The following is a 19,016-nucleotide window of genomic DNA, read 5'->3' as shown; positions in this document are numbered from 1 at the left end:
CCATACAGTTCGTGAAATTAATTACACAAAGAATTCGTGTCAATTCGTGAAATTCGTGTCTTCTTTTCTTTATATCCCGTTAATTTTCTTCTCTTTTTCTAATCGCTTTTTTTCTTTACGAAGTTGTTCCTTTTTCGTTATCTCAATTTCTTTGGCGCTTCGTTTAAAAAGCTCTTTGAATTTATTGTACTCCATTGTGATGATAAAGACAACACCTGTTTCCACAATTTCGCCTTGAATCGCAACTTGATATTCATTTTTTCTATACGCCCGAATCATGTATCTTCCGTCTTTGCTCAATTGGTATTCTAAAGAAGCATCTCCTGCAATATTCGAGGTATCTTCATTTGCGCGTTCATCTCCTTCTACCCCAAAACTGCTTCCTACGGTGACTTTTAATCTGTCGTTTAAAAGTTTTTTTGAAATCCCAACATTCAAATCGGTTCTGGTTTCTTTGGCCCCCGAAGTATAATCTTCAGTCGATTCTACATCAAATTCCAATTGAACTCCACCGATTAAATCTCCGGCGAGGTCGTTTAATTGTTGCGAAAGTATTTTACTAGCACTTTGTCTCGCAAGATATTCGGCACTTGTGCTCCCGCTTTCACTGGAAAAAGGATTCTCGCCTACGAATCTATTTAGCAATAACAACGCAAATACTTGTTTGTTTAATTCCGATGGATCTTGTCTCAGTTGTTCTAACTTTGTTTGCGATGTACTCACAATATCCGACGAAACATCATAATTACCATCTGGCAAAGTGATATCAAAAGTAATTTCTGGTTTTAATAGTTCACCATTCATTTTCAATAAAGTCTGGAATGGTATTTTTTGTTTGTATGAGTTTCTAACCTCGGGAGTCAATGTTCCAAGTTGATCGGCTAGCAAATCCAATGGTGCTGTTTTGACTTCGTATACCGCCGTAATATTCACAGTAGCCATTGTAGGTTCCCCGTTCCAAATAATATAACTGCCTTTTTGAATCTCAAATTTTCGTCGGATCATATTGAAATTCATTTCATAAGAACCGCCACTAAACTCGTATTTACCCGTAAGCGTCGTTTTTCCGGAAGGATCAATTCCTGCTGTAAGCTCGGCCTCGCCTTTTAAATTGAGGTAGTCACCATTTCCTTTATCAATGACTAAAGTAAAATCGGCTTCTTTATTTATAGTAATCGCGACCGATACATCCATTCCTATTAATTTCGATTGATTCAGCTCTTTCTGTAATTCAACCGTTTGTTTTAAATACAGATTATCTTCATCTACAAACTCCACAATTCCTTCCCTGTCAACAATAGAAGGATCGGATTGAGGCATAACAACGGTAAATTTTGTTTCATCGTTTATTTCTATGTTTCCACTAACGACAGGATTGTCAAGCGTTCCTCCTATTTTTAATTTGGTATCCAAAAATAAATCCCCGTAAAACAGTTCATTGTCAGTAGCTTTAGAATGAATTGCCCTGAAATCATCTGCTTTTACAGCCAAATCAAAATTGAAGTCCCTGAAATTTTGGGTTGTCATTTTACCGTTTACACCGAGTTCATTTCCATTTTCATCATAAATGGAGAAGTTGTCGAATGCAATATCTTCATTTCGCAAAGCAATTTTTTCATCATTTACCGTAAAATAAGAATTGAGTTTTGTGATTCGGAAACCCGCATCTTTAAAGAACAATTCTCCATTTACTTTTGGTTCCGAAGCGTTTCCGGTAATCTTAAATTGTCCTGATAAAGAACCTTTTCCATCTGTTATGTTTCCCAACGAAAATCCTTGAATGCTTTTGATATTTAATTGATTTACATATAAGTTAAGGTCGAAGTTTTCGCTGTCAATCATGTATTTTCCCAAAAGGGCAAGATCGTTCCCTTCACCAGCAAGCGTCATATTTGCCGAAAGAATATTTACCGTTTTGTTATCCACTTTTAAAGCGATATTTCCAACAGTTTCTCCTCCAAAGACAAACTTATCAATGGTTAAATCCGAAGTGAAAATGGGGTTTGTCATCACGTTTTCGAATACAATAGATCCATTGATTAAACCTTGAACACCCAAATCTTCTTTCTTCACCATATTCAAAATTGTCTCCATTTTGAAATTCATAAAATCAACATGAAGCGGTGCACTGTTTTGATTGCCTTGCGATTGAATTTTCAATTCATTGCCCGAATGGTCCAAATAAAATTTATTGACATAAAGTCTTTGGTCTCCAAATTCAATTGAATTCTCCCGATTTATATTCCATTTATCATAGTTTAAAACCAAGTTTTCTGAATTCAGTTTGATGATGTTTTTTGAATCTTCATGACGCCATTCGCCGGCAATAAAATATTGGTCTTTTTTGTCTTTGTCTTTCACCTGCAAAGCATACGAAAGGATATTGCTTTCTGCTTTTCCGGTTAAACTTGTAAACGGAATTTTGAATTGTCCACCTTCAATCGTCGCCACAGAAACTTGATATTCTAAAGCATTGTCTTTCGTTACGACATTTATTTTACCGTCGGATATTGTAGTATTGGCATAAATAATTTTCGGAATTGCGCCTTTTATTTCCAAAGTATCCCCTACACTATTGTATTTTCCGGAAATATTTATAGGATCCAATCCCGTTAACTTTGGAATCAATTTATACAAAACAGGATCATTTTGAACAGCAACAATAAAGGTAAATTGTTGTTTCTCTGAATTCGTTTTATATTTCGCAGACTGAACATTAATGTATTTTGACAACGAGTTTTTTATTGCATCTGAAAGTGTGGTCAGTTTGTATTTACCGTCGATTTCGGCTTTAAAGAATTGGGAACTGATTTTTATGTTGTTTTTTTGATCGTCTGCAAAAGCTATGATTTTGACATTATCCAAAACAATTGGCTCTTTATCCTGCAAAATCTGAATGTTGGACGCCATTATTTCCCCGTTTAAATAATCGGGATTAGTATTGGCAATATCCGCTACCACATTTCCTCGAAGTTTCATCGGACCGGCATGCAGATTTAATTTTTCTAAATCGGCGATATCAAGGTTCAGATTTAATTTTACTGCAGGATATTTATCTTTGAAACCACCATTTGCATCCAATTTGAATTTTAAATTTGGGTCTTTACTGTCGGCTTTTATATCAAATTTTCCTTTGGCAATCGTACCTTTCAAAGCCATGTTAGAGTACGTATATTTATTGAAATCCGCTTTTTTTACAATGGCTGACAACTGAGCATTTGCAGTTTTTGGATTCAAGCCTTGTCCTTTAACTTTGGCATTTAACGTAATTTTCCCCAAGGAATCATTCTTGATTAATCTTCCTAAATTAAAATTGTCAAAGGCAATAATCGCATCATATTTTTCACCGTTTTTAATTCTCTTGTCAAACAACGCATCCACATTGGCTTTTCCATAACTGCTGTTTAATGCCAATTTGGTTTTGAAATTATCTATCGAACCTTTGAATTTTCCGCTAACATTAAATTGTTCCGGAATCCGAATCGTTTTGGGAAGTGATCCTTCAGGAGCAAAAGAAATTACATCACGGGAAGAAGACGTAATGTTTTTTATATCCAAATCAAAAAATGCTTTTTCGTAATTGGGTAATCCATTAATTTTACCAGAAACAGAGACTTTCGTATTCCCAATTCCCTGCATTTGGAAATAAGGAATATTCAAATCTTTTACTTTTCCGTTTACTCGGGAATTGATGTGCAAAATGGCATTGGGATTCGATTGAAAAGGATTCATTTTACGCAATTGTGGAGCGAAAAGCAAAATATCTTTAAAACCAATTCTTGACTGACTCAAATTAGCATCAACCGACAAATCACCAATATTTTTTGAAATAGTAGCAATCGATTGATAGTTCACTTTTAATTTGTCTCTTAATTCCGTTTGAGGAGTTCTTAGATACAAATCATTCAGATAGGCCTGCTTTGGTCCATAAAAAAACTGCGATTTGAACTGTTGTATCTGCAACCCGCTTTTTTCATTCATTGCAAGCGATTTCACTTTTCCTGAAATGGTATCATTGGCGAAATAAATCTGCTCTGCTTTGGCATTTAAACCATTCAAATCAAGATGACTGTAATCCATTCCATTTGCAATTTCAGGAGATTGCATATCATCAAATTGAAAAGCAATGTTCTGCAAATCGATTGATTTCAGTTTCATTTTCCATCCATTTTTTGAAATGGCTGTTGTATCTAAATTAGGTGTTTTTAATTGTTTGTCTTTTTTGCCAAGAAGTAGATTTCCTTTTAGATTTTTGACTTCAAACCTATCAAAATCGAACATTTTATTTTTTATGTCAATGTCGTTTACCAAAAGTTTCAGTTTACCCAAAGTCAGTCCTGAATTCATTTTGGAATCTTTGTTGTCGTATAAAACATTAATTTTCGACAAGGTGATTTTTTTTAGTTCCAAATTAAAATCGCTCCTTTTGGCAATAGTATCAACCGTTTTTGCAGATACTTCGGCAATTTTCTCAACCAAATCCTGATTCAAAATTACGTTCAGCCCATTCAAATTAATATAAGGAATATTGAAATCCATTTTATCCAAATCAAATTTTTTGAATTTTGTGCTAAAATTTTCCAGCTTTAAACGAATATCGTTTCTAGACAAATCGTCTTCAAAACTGAACTTGATGTTTTTTAAATCTACATCAACAACCGAAACAGTATAGGGTTTGCTGTCAGGATCTTTGGGTTCATTGGAGGCAAATGCTTTGATGATGTAATCAAAATTAAACACCCCATCCTTATTCCTTGAGATATTGGCGGTAGTGTTTTCCAGTTCAATCGAGTTTATCTCTATTTCGTGATTGATGATTTTAAACAAATCGATATCAATTTCCAATCGTTTACCACTCAATAAAGTATCTTGATGTTGGTCTTCAAAATAAAAACCTTCGAGTACTATATTTTTTGGAAAACTAATCGCAATTCGATCTAGGGAACTTTTGGTTTTTAACTTGTCATTGAGATAAGTGAGTAGTTTATCTTTAGTAAAATTCTGGACAGCGGGAACTTGAATTAAAACAATAATTAAAACCAAAAAAAACACAATTGTAAGAGCGCTCCAAAGTATAATACGCTTTGCTTTTTTTACAAAAGAATTTAGTTTTTGGTTCATATAAAAAATCTTTGTAAATAAATGCGTTTGAATTGTGACTATTCCAGCCCAATATTAGAAATTTTTCAATCTACAAATTTGCAATAACTCTAATTTTATGAGTTATACAATTTCTATAATATGTTTTAAAATTATTGTGGGATTCTTCTAATACTTGCCAACTGATTCAACATTGATAAGCTTAAAAAACTGCTTTCTAAAGTTTTACTTTTGTCGCAAATTCTTTTTCATTTTCAATCACCTCTCCATTATATTGCAGTTTCCACCCCATCGTATTCGTCAGAATTAAAATCTTTGACAACTCACTTATCAAACGGTTTTGGGCATTGGATTTCAAGGATGATTTTTCGATTTTCTTGGCTAAATTAGCCTTTACCGATTTATTGATTTTATTGTAATCATCACCCGTAAACGGATTCATCTGACTTTGCTCTACATCATAAAACTTGATGTCCGGACTTATCTTTATTTCTTCTTTCGGGATACTCAGAATTGTGATGGTTTTATTGGCTTCATCAATATCATATTTCATTTGGTGCAAATCATAGGAAACGGTAACATCGGCATTAACAATTACCAATGCTTTTTTCTCGAACGAAAGCATATCCATCATATATTTCTGCTGATTTTTATAAGTCACCACTTCGGAAAAATGTCCTTCGGTTACCACTAATTTACCCACGTTAACGATTTGTTGCTGAATCAAATTGGTATTGTAATCCAAAGTTGAATCATCTCCTTTCTTAAATTCACAGAATTTGAATGCCAATAGTATTGCCACTACGATTACTGCTCCAACAATTATTCTCTTTAGCATAATTAAAATTTCATAAATGAATATTGAGCCACTAATGTAGCGATTTTCGACTGAATATTGGCTTCAAATTTTTTATGGCTCTCCGAATGAGGATTAAATGGGCGGTGTTGCAAACCTTTTTGAATGCTTTCAACAATATCCATAGTAGGATATGCCGTTTCTGAAATAGTTGATTCCTTGAATCTTTCCCAAATATAATCAATCGCGATTTGACTCGGATGTAACATATCTTCGGCATAGAAACGATAATCACGGAGTTCATCCATCATAATTTCGTAAGAAGGAAAATATTCAGATTGCAGGTTGTTATTTTCAGATAACAGATTGTGGAATGCTGTAATTAAATGAGACTTACTTCTTTGATTTTCAACAAAACCATCCTTGAGGTGGCGTACTGGAGAAACGGTAAAAATGAAATTGCAATTGGAATTTAATGATTGAATTAAATCAATTGTATTCGTTATACTCTTCTTAACAGTATCAACACTAAGCAATTCTTTGGCAAACTGCTTTTGAGGCATTTTATGGCAATTAGCCACTATAGTATCTTTTTCTATATTTCGATACACCCAGGAAGTTCCATAAGTAATAATAACATGAGTTGCTTCCTGCAGTTGTTTTTTGGTCTCTACTAAAATTTTATTCAGATTCGCCAATAATTCTGTTGCATTCGAATGGCTTAAATCTGAATGCACTTCAAAACAATGCCAACGTTCATTGTGAAAAAAAACATCATCCTCGGTAAATAAAACATCGTTAACAACTCGATTAATAATTTTCTCAATTGAAACTGGATTGAAAATAATTCCGAATGGATTGACTATACTTTCGAATTTAAAATACTGGAATTTATCTCCAATATTTTCGGCAAAGCAAGAACCTAAAGAGACAATTTTGGAATTGTAATCTATTGGATTAGGATTTTGAGTGATATTAATTTTAGTTGCAAAGTTCATTCTACGTTTTTAACCTTCCAAAAATACGAAATAAAAAATACAGAATTTATAGACATAAATTTCAATATGAATAATTTAATTATTTATATTTGAAATACGAATCATCAATTAGCTCAAAATCAAAATTTTAACCCAAATTCGATCTCAAAAATATAAGTAAAATCATTCTTTGTATAAAAAAATAAAAGTCCGATAAAAATGTTTAACTAATTAAATTTTTACAAAATGACTCTAAAGAAAGCAATTACCATATTAATACTAGTTTTAATATCGACAAACGTTTTTTCACAAGCAAAAAAACTGGATAAAATCATCACAAAAGATTATCAAGTAATTGAATGCACTATTTCAAAAATATCAGATAAAACTGTTGACTATTCGATGCCAAATGAAACTATGATTATTGAAATCGCTGTTTCTAAAATTGCACGAATTGATTATGCCAGCGGAAGATCACAAACTTTTGCCCAGGCCGAAAGCGTTCCTGAAAGCGCTCCAAGTCAAGCAAACAACACTTCTGTAAATCAGTCCGCAACCTTCAAGCAAAACACAATCGCTGTATTGCCTGTCCCTTTTGTAAATTCTGAAAATATGACCGACTCAGAAGAGATGTCTAAATTCGCCCAAAACGACATCTACAACAAACTTTTAGACAAATCTTCCCATATAGTATCGTTGACAGTTCAGGATTTAAGAACAACTAATAGTTTGCTACGAAAAGCAGGTATCGATTATAAAAATATTGATGAAACACCAATAGACGAGCTTCAAAAAATACTTGGAGTAGATAATATTATTGCTGCAAAAGTATCTTATACAGTTACCCAAAATCAGACCACTGCAGCTTACACTTCGCAAAATGCAAAAGTACACGACAATAAAGTAAAAGCAAACGAATCCACTGTTGCCAATACCAATACCCAATTGCTGTTTGACTATCACGTCTATTTTGATATGTATAAAAATAATACCAAAATATACACCCAAAACAGAAAGCCTTTGCTTAATTTAAAAGACAGCTGGATGGATACTGTTTCCTACTTATTAAAAAGAAGTCCAATCTATGTAAAATAAAAGTTATGACTAAGAAAATTTCAATTATAACGTTTCTTTTAACAGTTCTTTTTATTTCTTGCAAAAAAGAAGCAAGCGAAAGCCAGAACACAATAGATACAATTACCGTAACTAAAGACACGCTTTCAGCTAAACTGAAAGACAGCATTACTGACCCAGATCCTACAGACACAATTCCTGCAGGACAATACGGAATCAATTCTTCTAATTTAAAAACTGCAGATATGGTTCGATCGACCCTGCAAAATCTTTACAAAGACGATCTTTCCAAAAACATCATTGATGATTATAGCAAGAGGTTTATTTTTTTCGAATATGATTTGAATGATGATGGCAAAAAAGAAATTCTAGTAGGTTTAACTGGTCCTTACTTTTGCGGTTCTGGGGGCTGCACTCAATATATCTTGGATAATCAGGGTGCGGTCATTTCCAGATTTACTGTTGCCGATTATCCAGTTGTAATTGACACAGAGAAATCTTCCAGTTGGAAAAATTTATTTATTCGAAGTGGCAGTAAAAACAGAATAGTAAAATTTGACGGCAAAAAATATCCTTCCAATCCATCCTTACAGCCAGAACTGAAAGTAACGCCAGGAGATGGTTTACCAAGAGCATTGAATTTTGTCAATGAGCCTTATGCTTGGTTTAAGTTTTAATTTTTGCGATAACTCGAAAATTACAAAGCCTTAAATAATCCGTTAGAAATGGATTATTTAAGGCTTCTATTTTATCAAATACCTTTATCAAAAGGCAATATATTCATAAAATCTACTTCACAAACTCAACCGCTTTAGCCAAAGCCTCAGCAATTCCATCTGCATTTTTTCCTCCAGCGGTAGCGAAGAAAGGCTGTCCTCCTCCTCCACCCTGGATGTATTTCCCTAATTCGCGAACCACTTGGCCCGCATTTAGTTTTTTATCGGCAACCAATTCTTTAGAAATGTAGCAAGACAAAGTTGGTTTTCCTGCATCGGCGGTAGCCAATACCAAGAATATATTTGTCCCTAATGTTCCCAATTCATAAGCTAAATCTTTAGCTCCTTCCGGACTTAAATCAACTTGTTTTGCTAAGAATTGAATACCATTGATTTCTTGTAATTCCTGAGCCAATTCGCCTTTCATATTTTTAGCTTTATCTTTCAATAAAACCTCCAATTGTTTTTTCAAAGAAGTGTTTTCATCTTGTAACGTTTGAATCGCTTTTACAGGATCAACGGCATTTTTTAAAACTTCTTTGATTTCATAAAAAGAATGCAATTGAGATTCAAAGAAATCTTTGGCCGCATCGCTGGTAATCGCTTCTATACGTCTGATTCCTGCTGCAACAGCTCCTTCTGAAGTAATCTTGAAATGCCAAATATCACTTGTATTTGGAACGTGTGTCCCTCCGCATAACTCTACCGAATCACCGTATTTTATCATTCGAACCAAATCACCGTACTTCTCTCCAAACAAAGCTATCGCTCCTTCCTCAATGGCTTGGTCTTTTGGAATTGCTCTTTTTTCGATCAAAGGCAAGCTTTCACGGATTCTAGCATTTACAAAATCCTCTACTTCTTTAATTTCATCATCCGTTACTTTAGAAAAATGAGAGAAGTCAAAACGCAAAGAAGCAGAACGAACCATTGATCCTTTTTGCTCAATATGAGTTCCCAAAATTTTTCGCAATCCTTGGTGCAACAAGTGTGTCGCCGTATGATTAGAAGATGTTCTGCCTCTTTGATTCTCATCTACAATAGCCGTAAAACTATCCGTTAAATTATTAGGCAATGATTTAGTAAGATGTACCGTTTGGTTGTTTTCTTTTTTAGTGTCAATCACATAAATAATATCCCCATTTTGTGCTTCCAAGTACCCTTTATCACCTGTTTGTCCTCCACTTTCACCATAAAAAGGTGTCGAATTAAAAACCAGCTGATAAATTTCACCATCTTTTACACTATCAACTCTGCGGTATTTGGTGATTCTCACTGGATGTTTCAAACGGTCATACCCTACAAATTCCTGGACATCGTCTTCTACCAAAACATTCCAGTCGCCTGCGGTAACTTTAGAAGCGGCACGGGAACGCTCCTTTTGCAGTTGCAATTGTTCCTGAAATCCTTTTTCGTCCAATTCCAATCCTTTTTCAGACAAGATCAAAGCCGTTAAATCGATTGGAAAACCATAAGTATCATACAATTCAAATGCTTTTTTTCCATCAATTACAGTTCCAGAATTTGTGTTAATCACAGCATCCAGCAACACCAATCCTTGATCCAAAGTTCTCAAAAAAGAACTTTCTTCCTCACGAATCACATTTGAACACAACGCTTTTTGCGAACGGATTTCTGGGAAAGAACCGCTCATTTGCGTACTCAAGACTTCAACCAATTTATAAATAAATGGCTCTTTTGTATCTAGGAAAGTAAACCCGTAACGAATTGCACGACGCAAAATTCTACGAATTACATAACCAGCTCCCGTGTTCGATGGCAACTGACCGTCGGCAATGGCAAAAGCTACCGCACGTACGTGATCTGCAATTACGCGAATCGCAATATTTATTTTTTCTTCAGCTTCATCTTTAGCTTTAATCGTATATTTAGTTCCAGTAATCGTTTCGATTTCTCTGATTAGCGGTGTAAAAACATCAGTATCATAATTCGACTGAACTCCTTGCAAAACCATACAAAGACGCTCAAATCCCATTCCGGTATCCACGTGCTGAGCAGGCAATTTCTCTAGAGAACCATCGGCTTTACGATTGAATTCCATAAATACATTGTTCCAAATCTCAACCACATGCGGGTGATCATTATTCACCAACGATTTTCCAGAAACAAGCGCTTTTTCTTCAGCAGAACGAATATCAACGTGAATTTCAGAACAAGGTCCGCAAGGTCCTTGGTCACCCATTTCCCAGAAATTATCTTTTTTATTTCCAAGAATAATGCGGTCTTCGTCAATCAATGTTTTCCAAATATCCCAAGCTTCTTGATCAAAAGGCACATTCTCATCAGGATTCCCTTCAAAAACCGAAACATACAGAATATCTTTCGGGATTTTATACACTTCGGTCAACAATTCCCAAGCCCAGTGAATTGCTTCTTTTTTGAAATAATCACCAAAAGACCAGTTCCCCAACATCTCAAACATCGTGTGGTGATAAGTATCAATCCCCACTTCCTCAAGGTCATTATGCTTTCCGGAAACACGAAGACATTTTTGCGTATCGGCAATTCTGTTGCTTTTTGGAGTTCCCAAGCCAAGAAAATATTCTTTAAACTGCGCCATTCCCGAGTTGTTAAACATCAAAGTTGGATCATCTTTAAGAACTATTGGAGCGGAAGGAACTATTAAATGTCCTTTACTCTCGAAAAAATCTAGGAATTGTTTGCGTACGTCTTGTGATTTCATTTTTGCTTTATATATTCAGTAATTTGTTTTTTATAGTTTCTCAGTTTCTGAGATTCTAAGCTTCTAAGACTTTAAAAATCTCAGTTTCTCAGTTTCTTAGGAACTTATTAGCTTTTCCTCTTGGGCGTGCCCTTGTTGAGAAAAGGGGCTTACTTATAGCACCGCTTATAAAATCCCTTCTCTCAACAAGGTCGGGCTATCCGCGCTACTTTGGTAGCTAGCTTCTATCCCTCACGCGAACCCGTTATGACAAGAGCTGTATTCTAAACTAAAAAACTCAGTCCCTTAGTATCTTAGAACCTCAGCGTCTCTAAAATTTATTTATTCTTTAAAAAAAGAGTTGAACAACTGAAACATTTATTAAATTTGTTCGACTTACCTTTTACTAATTTGCAAAAATAGGGTATTTTAAAATATGGCGAAAGTAAAATATTATTACGATTCGGTAAATCTGGCCTATCGCAAAATAAAAATCAGAAAGAGACGAAAAGTTGGCTTTGCCGTTCTGTTTTTATTAGCCTCGGCTATTTTTGGATTTCTGACCTTCATAATACTATTGAACACACCTTATTTTGACACTCCAAAAGACCGTTTGCAGGCAAGAGAAATCGAAAATTTAAAATTGAATTATGCGATTTTAAACAAAAAAATGGACGAAGTAGATGATGTATTAGAAGATATTGAAGATCGGGACAACAATTTGTACCGCGTGTATTTCAACACGGCCGCCATTCCTGAAGAAGAACGAAAAGCTGGTTATTCCAAAACAAACCGTTATGCTGCCATGCAGGGATATAACAATTCAAAATTGGTAACCAGCACCACCCAAAGAATAGACGCATTGAGTAGAGAATTGGCAATACAGTCTAAATCATTGGACGAAATTGTAAAATTGGCCAAAGCAAAAGGAAAACTGCTTTCGGCAATTCCGGCGATACAGCCTGTAAAGAACGAGAATTTAAAACATATGGCATCAGGTTTCGGATATCGGACAGACCCATTTACAAAGGCCAGAAAAATGCATGAGGGAATGGATTTTACAGCCAAGACTGGAACCCCAATCTTCGCCACAGGCGATGGAGTTGTAGCAAGAGCTGACAATACCGCTTCGGGTTTTGGAAACCACGTTGTAATCAGACACGGTTATGGCTACGAGACTCTTTATGCGCATTTAAGCAAATACAATTGCAGACCAGGAAAATCGGTAAAACGGGGAGATATTATAGGATATGTAGGCAGCACAGGTCGTTCGGAAGCACCGCATTTGCATTACGAAGTGCACAAAAACGGAAGAGTGGTCAATCCTCTTAATTTTTACTACGGCAATATTTCGGCAGTAGAATACGTTGCTATTTCAAAAATAGCTAATCAGGAAAATCAGTCTTTGGATTAAGTTGTTAAGTAATTAGTTATTAGTCCCTAGTTGATTAGTAAATAAGATAGAAAAATTGAATATAAAATAAAGAAAACACAGGTTATAGATTTATCAACTTAATACTTAGGAGTAAGGACTAAGGACTAATCTCTAACCACTAAGAACTAAAAAAAAATGCATATAGAATTATCACCTGATAAAAGATACTACAGCATAGGCGAAGTCGCCAAAGCATTTGACGTAAACGCTTCCCTAATTCGTTTTTGGGATAGTGAATTTGATATTCTGAAACCAAAGAAAAATGCCAAAGGAAACCGAATGTTCACCCCTGAAGATATCAAAAACCTACAGCTAATTTATCATTTGGTTAAAGAAAGAGGATTCACATTGGAAGGTGCCAAAATCCATTTGAAGGAAGGTCAAAAGAAAACGATGGATAAATTTGAAATTATTAGTAAATTAGAATCCATAAAAATGCAGCTGATTAACATTAAAAACGAACTTTGAAATAACAATTACAATAGCAATTACAATAAACAATTAAAAACAGACAATTAAACACTAAACTTTAAATTAAACAAACATGAAAAGATTTTTGCCTTGGATTATAGTAGCAGTAGTAATCATTGGAATTTACAGCTGGGTTAAAGGAATTAACAACACCGCAGTTACACTAAGTCAAACCGTTGAGCAATCATGGGGTGATGTACAAACCGCTTACCAAAGAAGAAATGACCTTATTGGAAACTTAGTAAATACCGTAAAAGGAGCTGCTGATTTCGAAAAAAGTACTTTAACCGCAGTGATCGAAGCGCGTGCTAAAGCGACTGCCGTGACTGTTGACCCTACTAACATCACTCCAGAACAGTTAACTGCCTTCAATTCGGCACAAAGCGGAGTAAGTAGTTCTTTGTCAAGATTATTGGTATCTGTAGAAAAATACCCTGATTTGAAAGCCAATGCTAACTTCTTGAAATTACAGGACGAATTGGCCAGTACTGAAAATCAAATCCTGACGGCTAGAACACGTTTTAACGAAGCAGTTAAGCCATATAATACACATATCAAAACATTCCCTAACTCTTTGTTTGCAGGAATGTTTGGTTTCAAAGAAAAAGCGTATTTCCAAGCAGTAACTGGTGCTGAAAAACCTGTTGAAGTAAAATTCTAAAAAAACTAAACCCCGCCATGGCGGGGTTTTTAAAAACTATACGATGTCACAAGTAGAAGATTTTTTAAGCAAAGAAGAGGAACAGGAAATTGTTGAAGCTATTCGAATAGCCGAAAAAAACACTTCTGGCGAGATTCGTGTTCATATAGAAAAAACAACTTCGCAAGATCCTTATGATCGCGCCAAGGAAGTTTTTCATGAATTGAGAATGGATGAAACCGAACTCAAAAATGGGGTTCTTATTTACCTGGCCGTTGATGATCATCACTTCATTATTTGCGGAGACAAAGGCATAAACGATTTAGTAGAACCCGATTTTTGGGATTGCACCCGTGATGTGATGGCTTCTCAATTTAAAAAAGGAGACTTTAAGCAAGGGCTTGTTGATGGAATACTGAGAGCAGGAGAACGATTGCAAAAGCATTTCCCTTGGCAAAAAGGCGACACCAACGAATTATCAAACGAAATATCAAAAGGATAACCAATGAAAATTCCAACAATAAAAAACTCAAATTCCAAAGGAATTTTTCACTTCGCCTTCTTACTAATTGTCATTTTTTCAAGCAATTGCATCTTCTCACAATTTACGATTCCGGAAAAACCGAGTTTCCAGACTTCGGTTTATGACTATGCAAATGTTTTAAGTGCGCAGGAAAAGGCACAGCTTGAAGAGAAACTCATAAAATATTCCGATTCTACGACTACTCAAATTGTCGTAATCACCATCGAAAGTCTCAAAAATGAAGATGTTAGTCAACTAGCCACTAAATGGGGGCAAACTTGGGGAATTGGTGGAACAGCAAAAGACGATAACGGTGTTATAATACTTTTGGCTAAAGCCGAAAGAAAAATTGCCATTAATCCCGGTTACGGACTAGAAGACCGATTAACTGCCGGAATTGGAGGAGAAATTATTCGAAATATCATAATTCCAGAGTTCAAAGCAGGTAGTTATTACCAAGGTTTAGACAAAGGAACAGATGCTATTTTTGATGTTTTTAAAGGTAAATACAAAGGAGAACGCAAACAAACCAAAGGAAAAGATTTTCCTGTTTTTCCAATCATTGTTATTATTGTCATAGTTTTGGTATTACTGTCCAAAAACAAAGGTGGCCGTGGCGGAAATTCTGGAAACAGCGGTGGCTTTGGTCCCAGCCTAATAGATGTTATCCTCCTAAGCAGTCTTGGAAGAGGCGGCGGTGGTGGATTTGGCGGATCATCAGGTGGTGGATTTGGCGGCGGAGGCGGTGGCTTCGGCGGTGGATTTGGCGGAGGCGGATTCTCTGGCGGAGGTTCTAGCGGAAGCTGGTAATTTTTTTTAACTTAAAATTTTAGAATTCATTTATGAAAATTTGCATCTATATAATTCTATTATGTTCTTCTTTTGTGAGTCGTTCTCAAGAACTTTTCGATATTGAAAAGGCTGGAATTGCCAAAGAAATAGAAGAATTAAATAGTTTAATTGCTCAATCGCCAAGTGCCGAAAATTACTATTATAGAGGATTCTACAATTACGAAAATGAAAATTATTTTGATGCTCTTACAGATTATGATAAAGCTCTCTCATTAACGCCTAATGATTACCGGATTTATTTTAGCAGAGGTAATTTGAATATGAAATTAAAAAATTACCAACTCGCAATTGATGATTATACCAAATGTGTTTCTTTGAAAGATAGTTTACCAAAAGCATACTTTAATAGAGCATATTCAAAATCAAAAAGTAACGATTTAAAAGGAGCTATAAATGACTATTCAAAAAGCATTACTCTTAATCCAGAATATCTAGAAGCGTACGAAAATAGAGGATTATTAAAAAAAGAATTGAATTTACACAAAGAAGCTATATTAGATTTTGATAAAGCAATCAAAATTAATCCAAAATTCGTTGAGGCATTTCAAAATAGAGCTATTTCAAAAGCTATGCTTAATTTAAAAGACGCCATGCTGGATTTTGATGAAGTAATAAATTTAGCACCTCAAGATCCGCAAGGATATTACAACAGAGCACTCTATTTTATTAATTTTAAAATCCAAAGAGATTATTGCTCAGATTTAAAAAAATCGCTTAACCTAGGTTATTCAGATTCAAAAGAATTAATAAACGAACATTGTAAAACTTAATTTATAAAAAATGCCTTCAGGATTTGAAGGCATTTTATTGTTTTTTAGAATCTCATCATTCCATTTGATTTTTTCTCTTTACCTGCAAATTTTTCAATTTTATAAGTCAATGAGAACATGATGTAACGTCCCAAAACCGTGTTTTCCTCATCTCTAATCGTTGTTGGAGTTATCGTTCTTACAGCGCTCACATTTTGATTCAGAAGGTCATATACTTTTGCTTTAGCCATGAATTTCTTGTCGAAAAAACTGTATGACAAACTGGTATTCCACAGGAAAAAATCCTTTTTGAATCCAGGTGATATATTAGAATTATAAGTATATCCAAAATCATTTCCGAATGTCCAATTCTTTGGCCAATAATTTGTTACTTGAAGATTCAGTTTATGGGTAAAGTAATCTGCCTGATCGACATTATAATTTGTATAGTTCGTTTTATTATAAGAATAATTATAGGATGGGTTTATTGTTAACAATTCTCCATAATCATACGTAAAATTTAATCTTGGAGACAACACAATGGATTTTGCAGTATACAGTTCACCATCTGTAAATCCTTTTGAAAAATTGTAATTATTGTTCAAACGCAACTCGTATTTAAAGGTATGTTCTTCTTTTTTAATGGTTTTGTTCCAATAGAAACCCAACCAGGAGGTGTAAGTTCCACTGACATTGTCATAAGTTGTGGTTCTTTTTCTGTTATCATCATAACTAGTAGAAGCTACAATCTGATTGTCATAAAAATTTCCTCCAGAGTAGAGTCCGTAACCCGAGCGGGTGGCATAGTCAAAATCTCTGAACGAAAAATAAATGCCATGATTTTTATTCAGATCAAGATTAGGATTTCCTATATACGTATTTAGCGGATCGGCTAGATCTTCTATTGCCAAAACTTGCCTGGCACTTGGCAGACTGTATGAATAATTATAATTTACCCATAAATTTTTAGATTTTGAAAACGCATAAGAACCATAAGCATTGGCATACGGAAGAGCATACTTTTTATCTAAAACAGTAACGGCATTCATATAATCCCCTTTATTATCAAAGTCAATTACGGTTGTACCTAGATTTAAATTGAAATTTACTTTTTTCTTGTTTACAGTTATACCTGCGTTTGGCGTAAACGTTCTTTCAAGAGAACTGAATATATTAGTCAATTCATCATTAACAATGGAATAGGACTGATTGCTTTCATCAAAATTAAAAGAATCTCTATTGTCATTCTTTTTATCAAACTTATAATCTGCCCCTACTCTCACTTTTAGAGAATCGGTTATTGGCTGCGTGAACTCAATTTTTCCCGTATAACTATCGCGTATGTTTTTAGTTTCATTAAATTGGTTTCGAATATCATCTGGTTCGTCATCTTGATTAAATACCGTTTTAGATTTAATATAATCATCATTCACATTAACTGTATTTTCATTTTTAAAGACTGCACTAAAATATTTGCCTTTCTTTTTAAATGATTTTGTGAAGGTTAGAGCATTATTGAAACCATTTAAATCATTTTCATAAAAGTTATCAGAAGTACTGGAATTCAACAAAGCATCTTGCCCATCAAATGAAAATTGCTCTGACACAACTCCTTTTTTAGAATTGGCTTTAGTAAAATTAGGTTCAATTATAACGGATGAAGTCGAATCGATTTTTAATTCAAAAACTGATGCCAAATTGTGGGTATAGCGGTCTTCATCTGAATTTGAAGTGGATCGTGTAAGAAAGTCTCCAGATGGCAAAAAGTTGATTTGATTTGTTGTGTTATCATTTTTGGTATTAGCCCCCGAATAAAAATAACTTAAGGAAGCATCAAAATTTTTACCCCATTGATCAGAGTAATTTATTCCCACTAAATCGGAACGGGTAATTCCGTTTCCGCTTCCATATTGTCTTCCGTTTATTCCAAATGTACCATTGCTGTTCATCCAAACATTGCTGTTTCTTCCCCCGCCCATATTATCAAAAACCTCATCCATAGAAAAGCCTATAGAATTGATATTATTGGATGAAGCTAGAACACTAATCTTTCTTTTGTTTTTAAAATAATTAAGAAGCGCACTGCTTTCATAACGAGAATCTGAGCCGGCACCTCCCATAAATTTGCCAAACAGTCCTTTATTTTTATCTTCATCTATGGTCAGATTGATGCTGGCGTTATTGGAACTGGATGCTGCGCCCGTTTTTTCTTCAGTTCTGGTTTTGGTGTCCGTAACCTGAACTTTCTTGATAATATCTGAAGGCAGATTCTGCAGTGCAATTTTTCCGTCCTTATTGAAAAAAGGTTTACCATTCACTAGAATCTGATTTACTTCTTTTCCGTTCACTGTGATTTTCCCATCGGAATCAATGTCAACACCGGGCAATTGTTTAAGTAAAGTCTGTACATTGGCATCTGGCCTAACCTTGAAAGAGGACACATTAAATTCAAGAGTATCTTTTTTAATTCTAATTGGCGGCGCCTGACTTTTTACAACCACTTCATCTAGGTTTTTTACTTCCCTATTTAAAATAATTGTTCCAAAATCTTTATCGTCCTGAATATTTTTCAGTTCAGTTTTATGATCTTGATAAGCAATAAACGACACTTTTAAAAAAACCGGTTTATTGATTTTTTTTGTCTTAAAATCAAATTTTCCGGATTTATCGGTAATGGTATAAGCAATAACAGTTGAATCTTTTACATCAGAAAGATAGACGGTTGCTGATTCGATGGGGGCTTTTGCAGTTTCATCAATAACCTTTCCTTTTAGAGAGATTGAATTTTGGGCAGAAACATAAGAACAGATAAAAAACACTAAAAGAGAATAGTAAAATTTTGGCATAAAAAAGCTTTAGGTCAATATGATTATAACGACCGCTAATTACATGATTTATTAATTAACCATAAAATTACTTACAAAAACTTTAACATATAGCCTTTAATTCAAATACCAAGCTCTCTAACTATTTTGAATAAGTTTTAAAAATTTAAAAAAA

General features: G+C 34.5%; 13 protein-coding genes. 8 read left to right on the top strand and 5 right to left on the bottom strand.

From position 1 onward, the window contains the following. Positions 1–69 precede the first annotated feature (69 nt). The 3 genes from B0E44_RS03135 to B0E44_RS03125 form a co-directional block, all read right to left on the bottom strand. The gene (locus tag B0E44_RS03135; RefSeq protein WP_077370752.1) at positions 70–5,121 is read right to left on the bottom strand and encodes a translocation/assembly module TamB; all 5,052 of its coding nucleotides are present in this window, start codon (positions 5,119–5,121) and stop codon (positions 70–72) included. 196 nt (positions 5,122–5,317) lie between these two features. Next, a complete protein-coding gene (locus B0E44_RS03130; protein ID WP_077370751.1) occupies positions 5,318–5,938 on the bottom strand; it encodes a DUF4230 domain-containing protein in 621 nt (206 codons plus the stop codon). 2 nt (positions 5,939–5,940) lie between these two features. Continuing rightward, complete coding sequence (locus B0E44_RS03125; protein ID WP_077370750.1) at positions 5,941–6,894, bottom strand: GSCFA domain-containing protein; 954 nt, start codon at positions 6,892–6,894, stop codon at positions 5,941–5,943. A 225-nt stretch (positions 6,895–7,119) separates the two neighbouring features. Here B0E44_RS03125 and B0E44_RS03120 point away from each other — a divergent pair, with 225 nt between their 5' ends. Together B0E44_RS03120 and B0E44_RS03115 are read left to right on the top strand one after the other, a co-directional pair. After that, positions 7,120–7,968, top strand: a complete 849-nt coding sequence (locus B0E44_RS03120) for a hypothetical protein (RefSeq protein ID WP_077370749.1) — start codon at positions 7,120–7,122, stop codon at positions 7,966–7,968. Between the two features lie 5 nt (positions 7,969–7,973). Beyond that, entirely contained in the window at positions 7,974–8,624 is a 651-nt protein-coding gene (locus B0E44_RS03115; RefSeq protein WP_077370748.1) for a hypothetical protein, read from the top strand. 112 nt (positions 8,625–8,736) lie between these two features. On the opposite strand, the gene alaS is transcribed toward B0E44_RS03115, so the two are convergent. After that, positions 8,737–11,367 (bottom strand): alanine--tRNA ligase, encoded by a 2,631-nt coding sequence (alaS, locus tag B0E44_RS03110; RefSeq protein WP_077370747.1) that lies wholly within the window; start codon positions 11,365–11,367, stop codon positions 8,737–8,739. Between the two features lie 415 nt (positions 11,368–11,782). On the opposite strand from alaS, the gene B0E44_RS03105 reads away from it, so the two are divergent. The 6 genes from B0E44_RS03105 to B0E44_RS03080 all read left to right on the top strand — a co-directional run bounded on the left by B0E44_RS03105 (position 11,783) and on the right by B0E44_RS03080 (position 16,037). After that, the gene (locus B0E44_RS03105) at positions 11,783–12,760 is read left to right on the top strand and encodes a M23 family metallopeptidase (RefSeq protein WP_077370746.1); all 978 of its coding nucleotides are present in this window, start codon (positions 11,783–11,785) and stop codon (positions 12,758–12,760) included. A gap of 156 nt (positions 12,761–12,916) precedes the next feature. Continuing rightward, on the top strand, positions 12,917–13,249 hold the full coding sequence (locus tag B0E44_RS03100) for a MerR family transcriptional regulator (RefSeq protein WP_077370745.1): 333 nt from the start codon (positions 12,917–12,919) through the stop codon (positions 13,247–13,249). 76 nt (positions 13,250–13,325) lie between these two features. Beyond that, complete coding sequence (locus B0E44_RS03095; protein WP_077370744.1) at positions 13,326–13,913, top strand: LemA family protein; 588 nt, start codon at positions 13,326–13,328, stop codon at positions 13,911–13,913. Between the two features lie 43 nt (positions 13,914–13,956). Continuing rightward, on the top strand, positions 13,957–14,394 hold the full coding sequence (locus tag B0E44_RS03090; protein ID WP_077370743.1) for a TPM domain-containing protein: 438 nt from the start codon (positions 13,957–13,959) through the stop codon (positions 14,392–14,394). A 3-nt stretch (positions 14,395–14,397) separates the two neighbouring features. After that, on the top strand, positions 14,398–15,225 hold the full coding sequence (locus B0E44_RS03085; RefSeq protein WP_077370742.1) for a YgcG family protein: 828 nt from the start codon (positions 14,398–14,400) through the stop codon (positions 15,223–15,225). A gap of 32 nt (positions 15,226–15,257) precedes the next feature. Continuing rightward, positions 15,258–16,037: a tetratricopeptide repeat protein gene (locus B0E44_RS03080; protein WP_077370741.1), complete on the top strand. Its 780-nt coding sequence runs from the start codon at positions 15,258–15,260 to the stop codon at positions 16,035–16,037. Between the two features lie 44 nt (positions 16,038–16,081). Here B0E44_RS03080 and B0E44_RS03075 read toward each other — a convergent pair whose 3' ends face one another. Continuing rightward, positions 16,082–18,862 (bottom strand): outer membrane beta-barrel protein, encoded by a 2,781-nt coding sequence (locus tag B0E44_RS03075; RefSeq protein WP_077370740.1) that lies wholly within the window; start codon positions 18,860–18,862, stop codon positions 16,082–16,084. Positions 18,863–19,016 lie beyond the last annotated feature (154 nt).

This window comes from Flavobacterium sp. A45, assembly GCF_002001005.1.
Classification (GTDB): Bacteria; Bacteroidota; Bacteroidia; order Flavobacteriales; family Flavobacteriaceae; genus Flavobacterium.
This window is presented reverse-complemented; position numbering and strand designations above follow the sequence as displayed.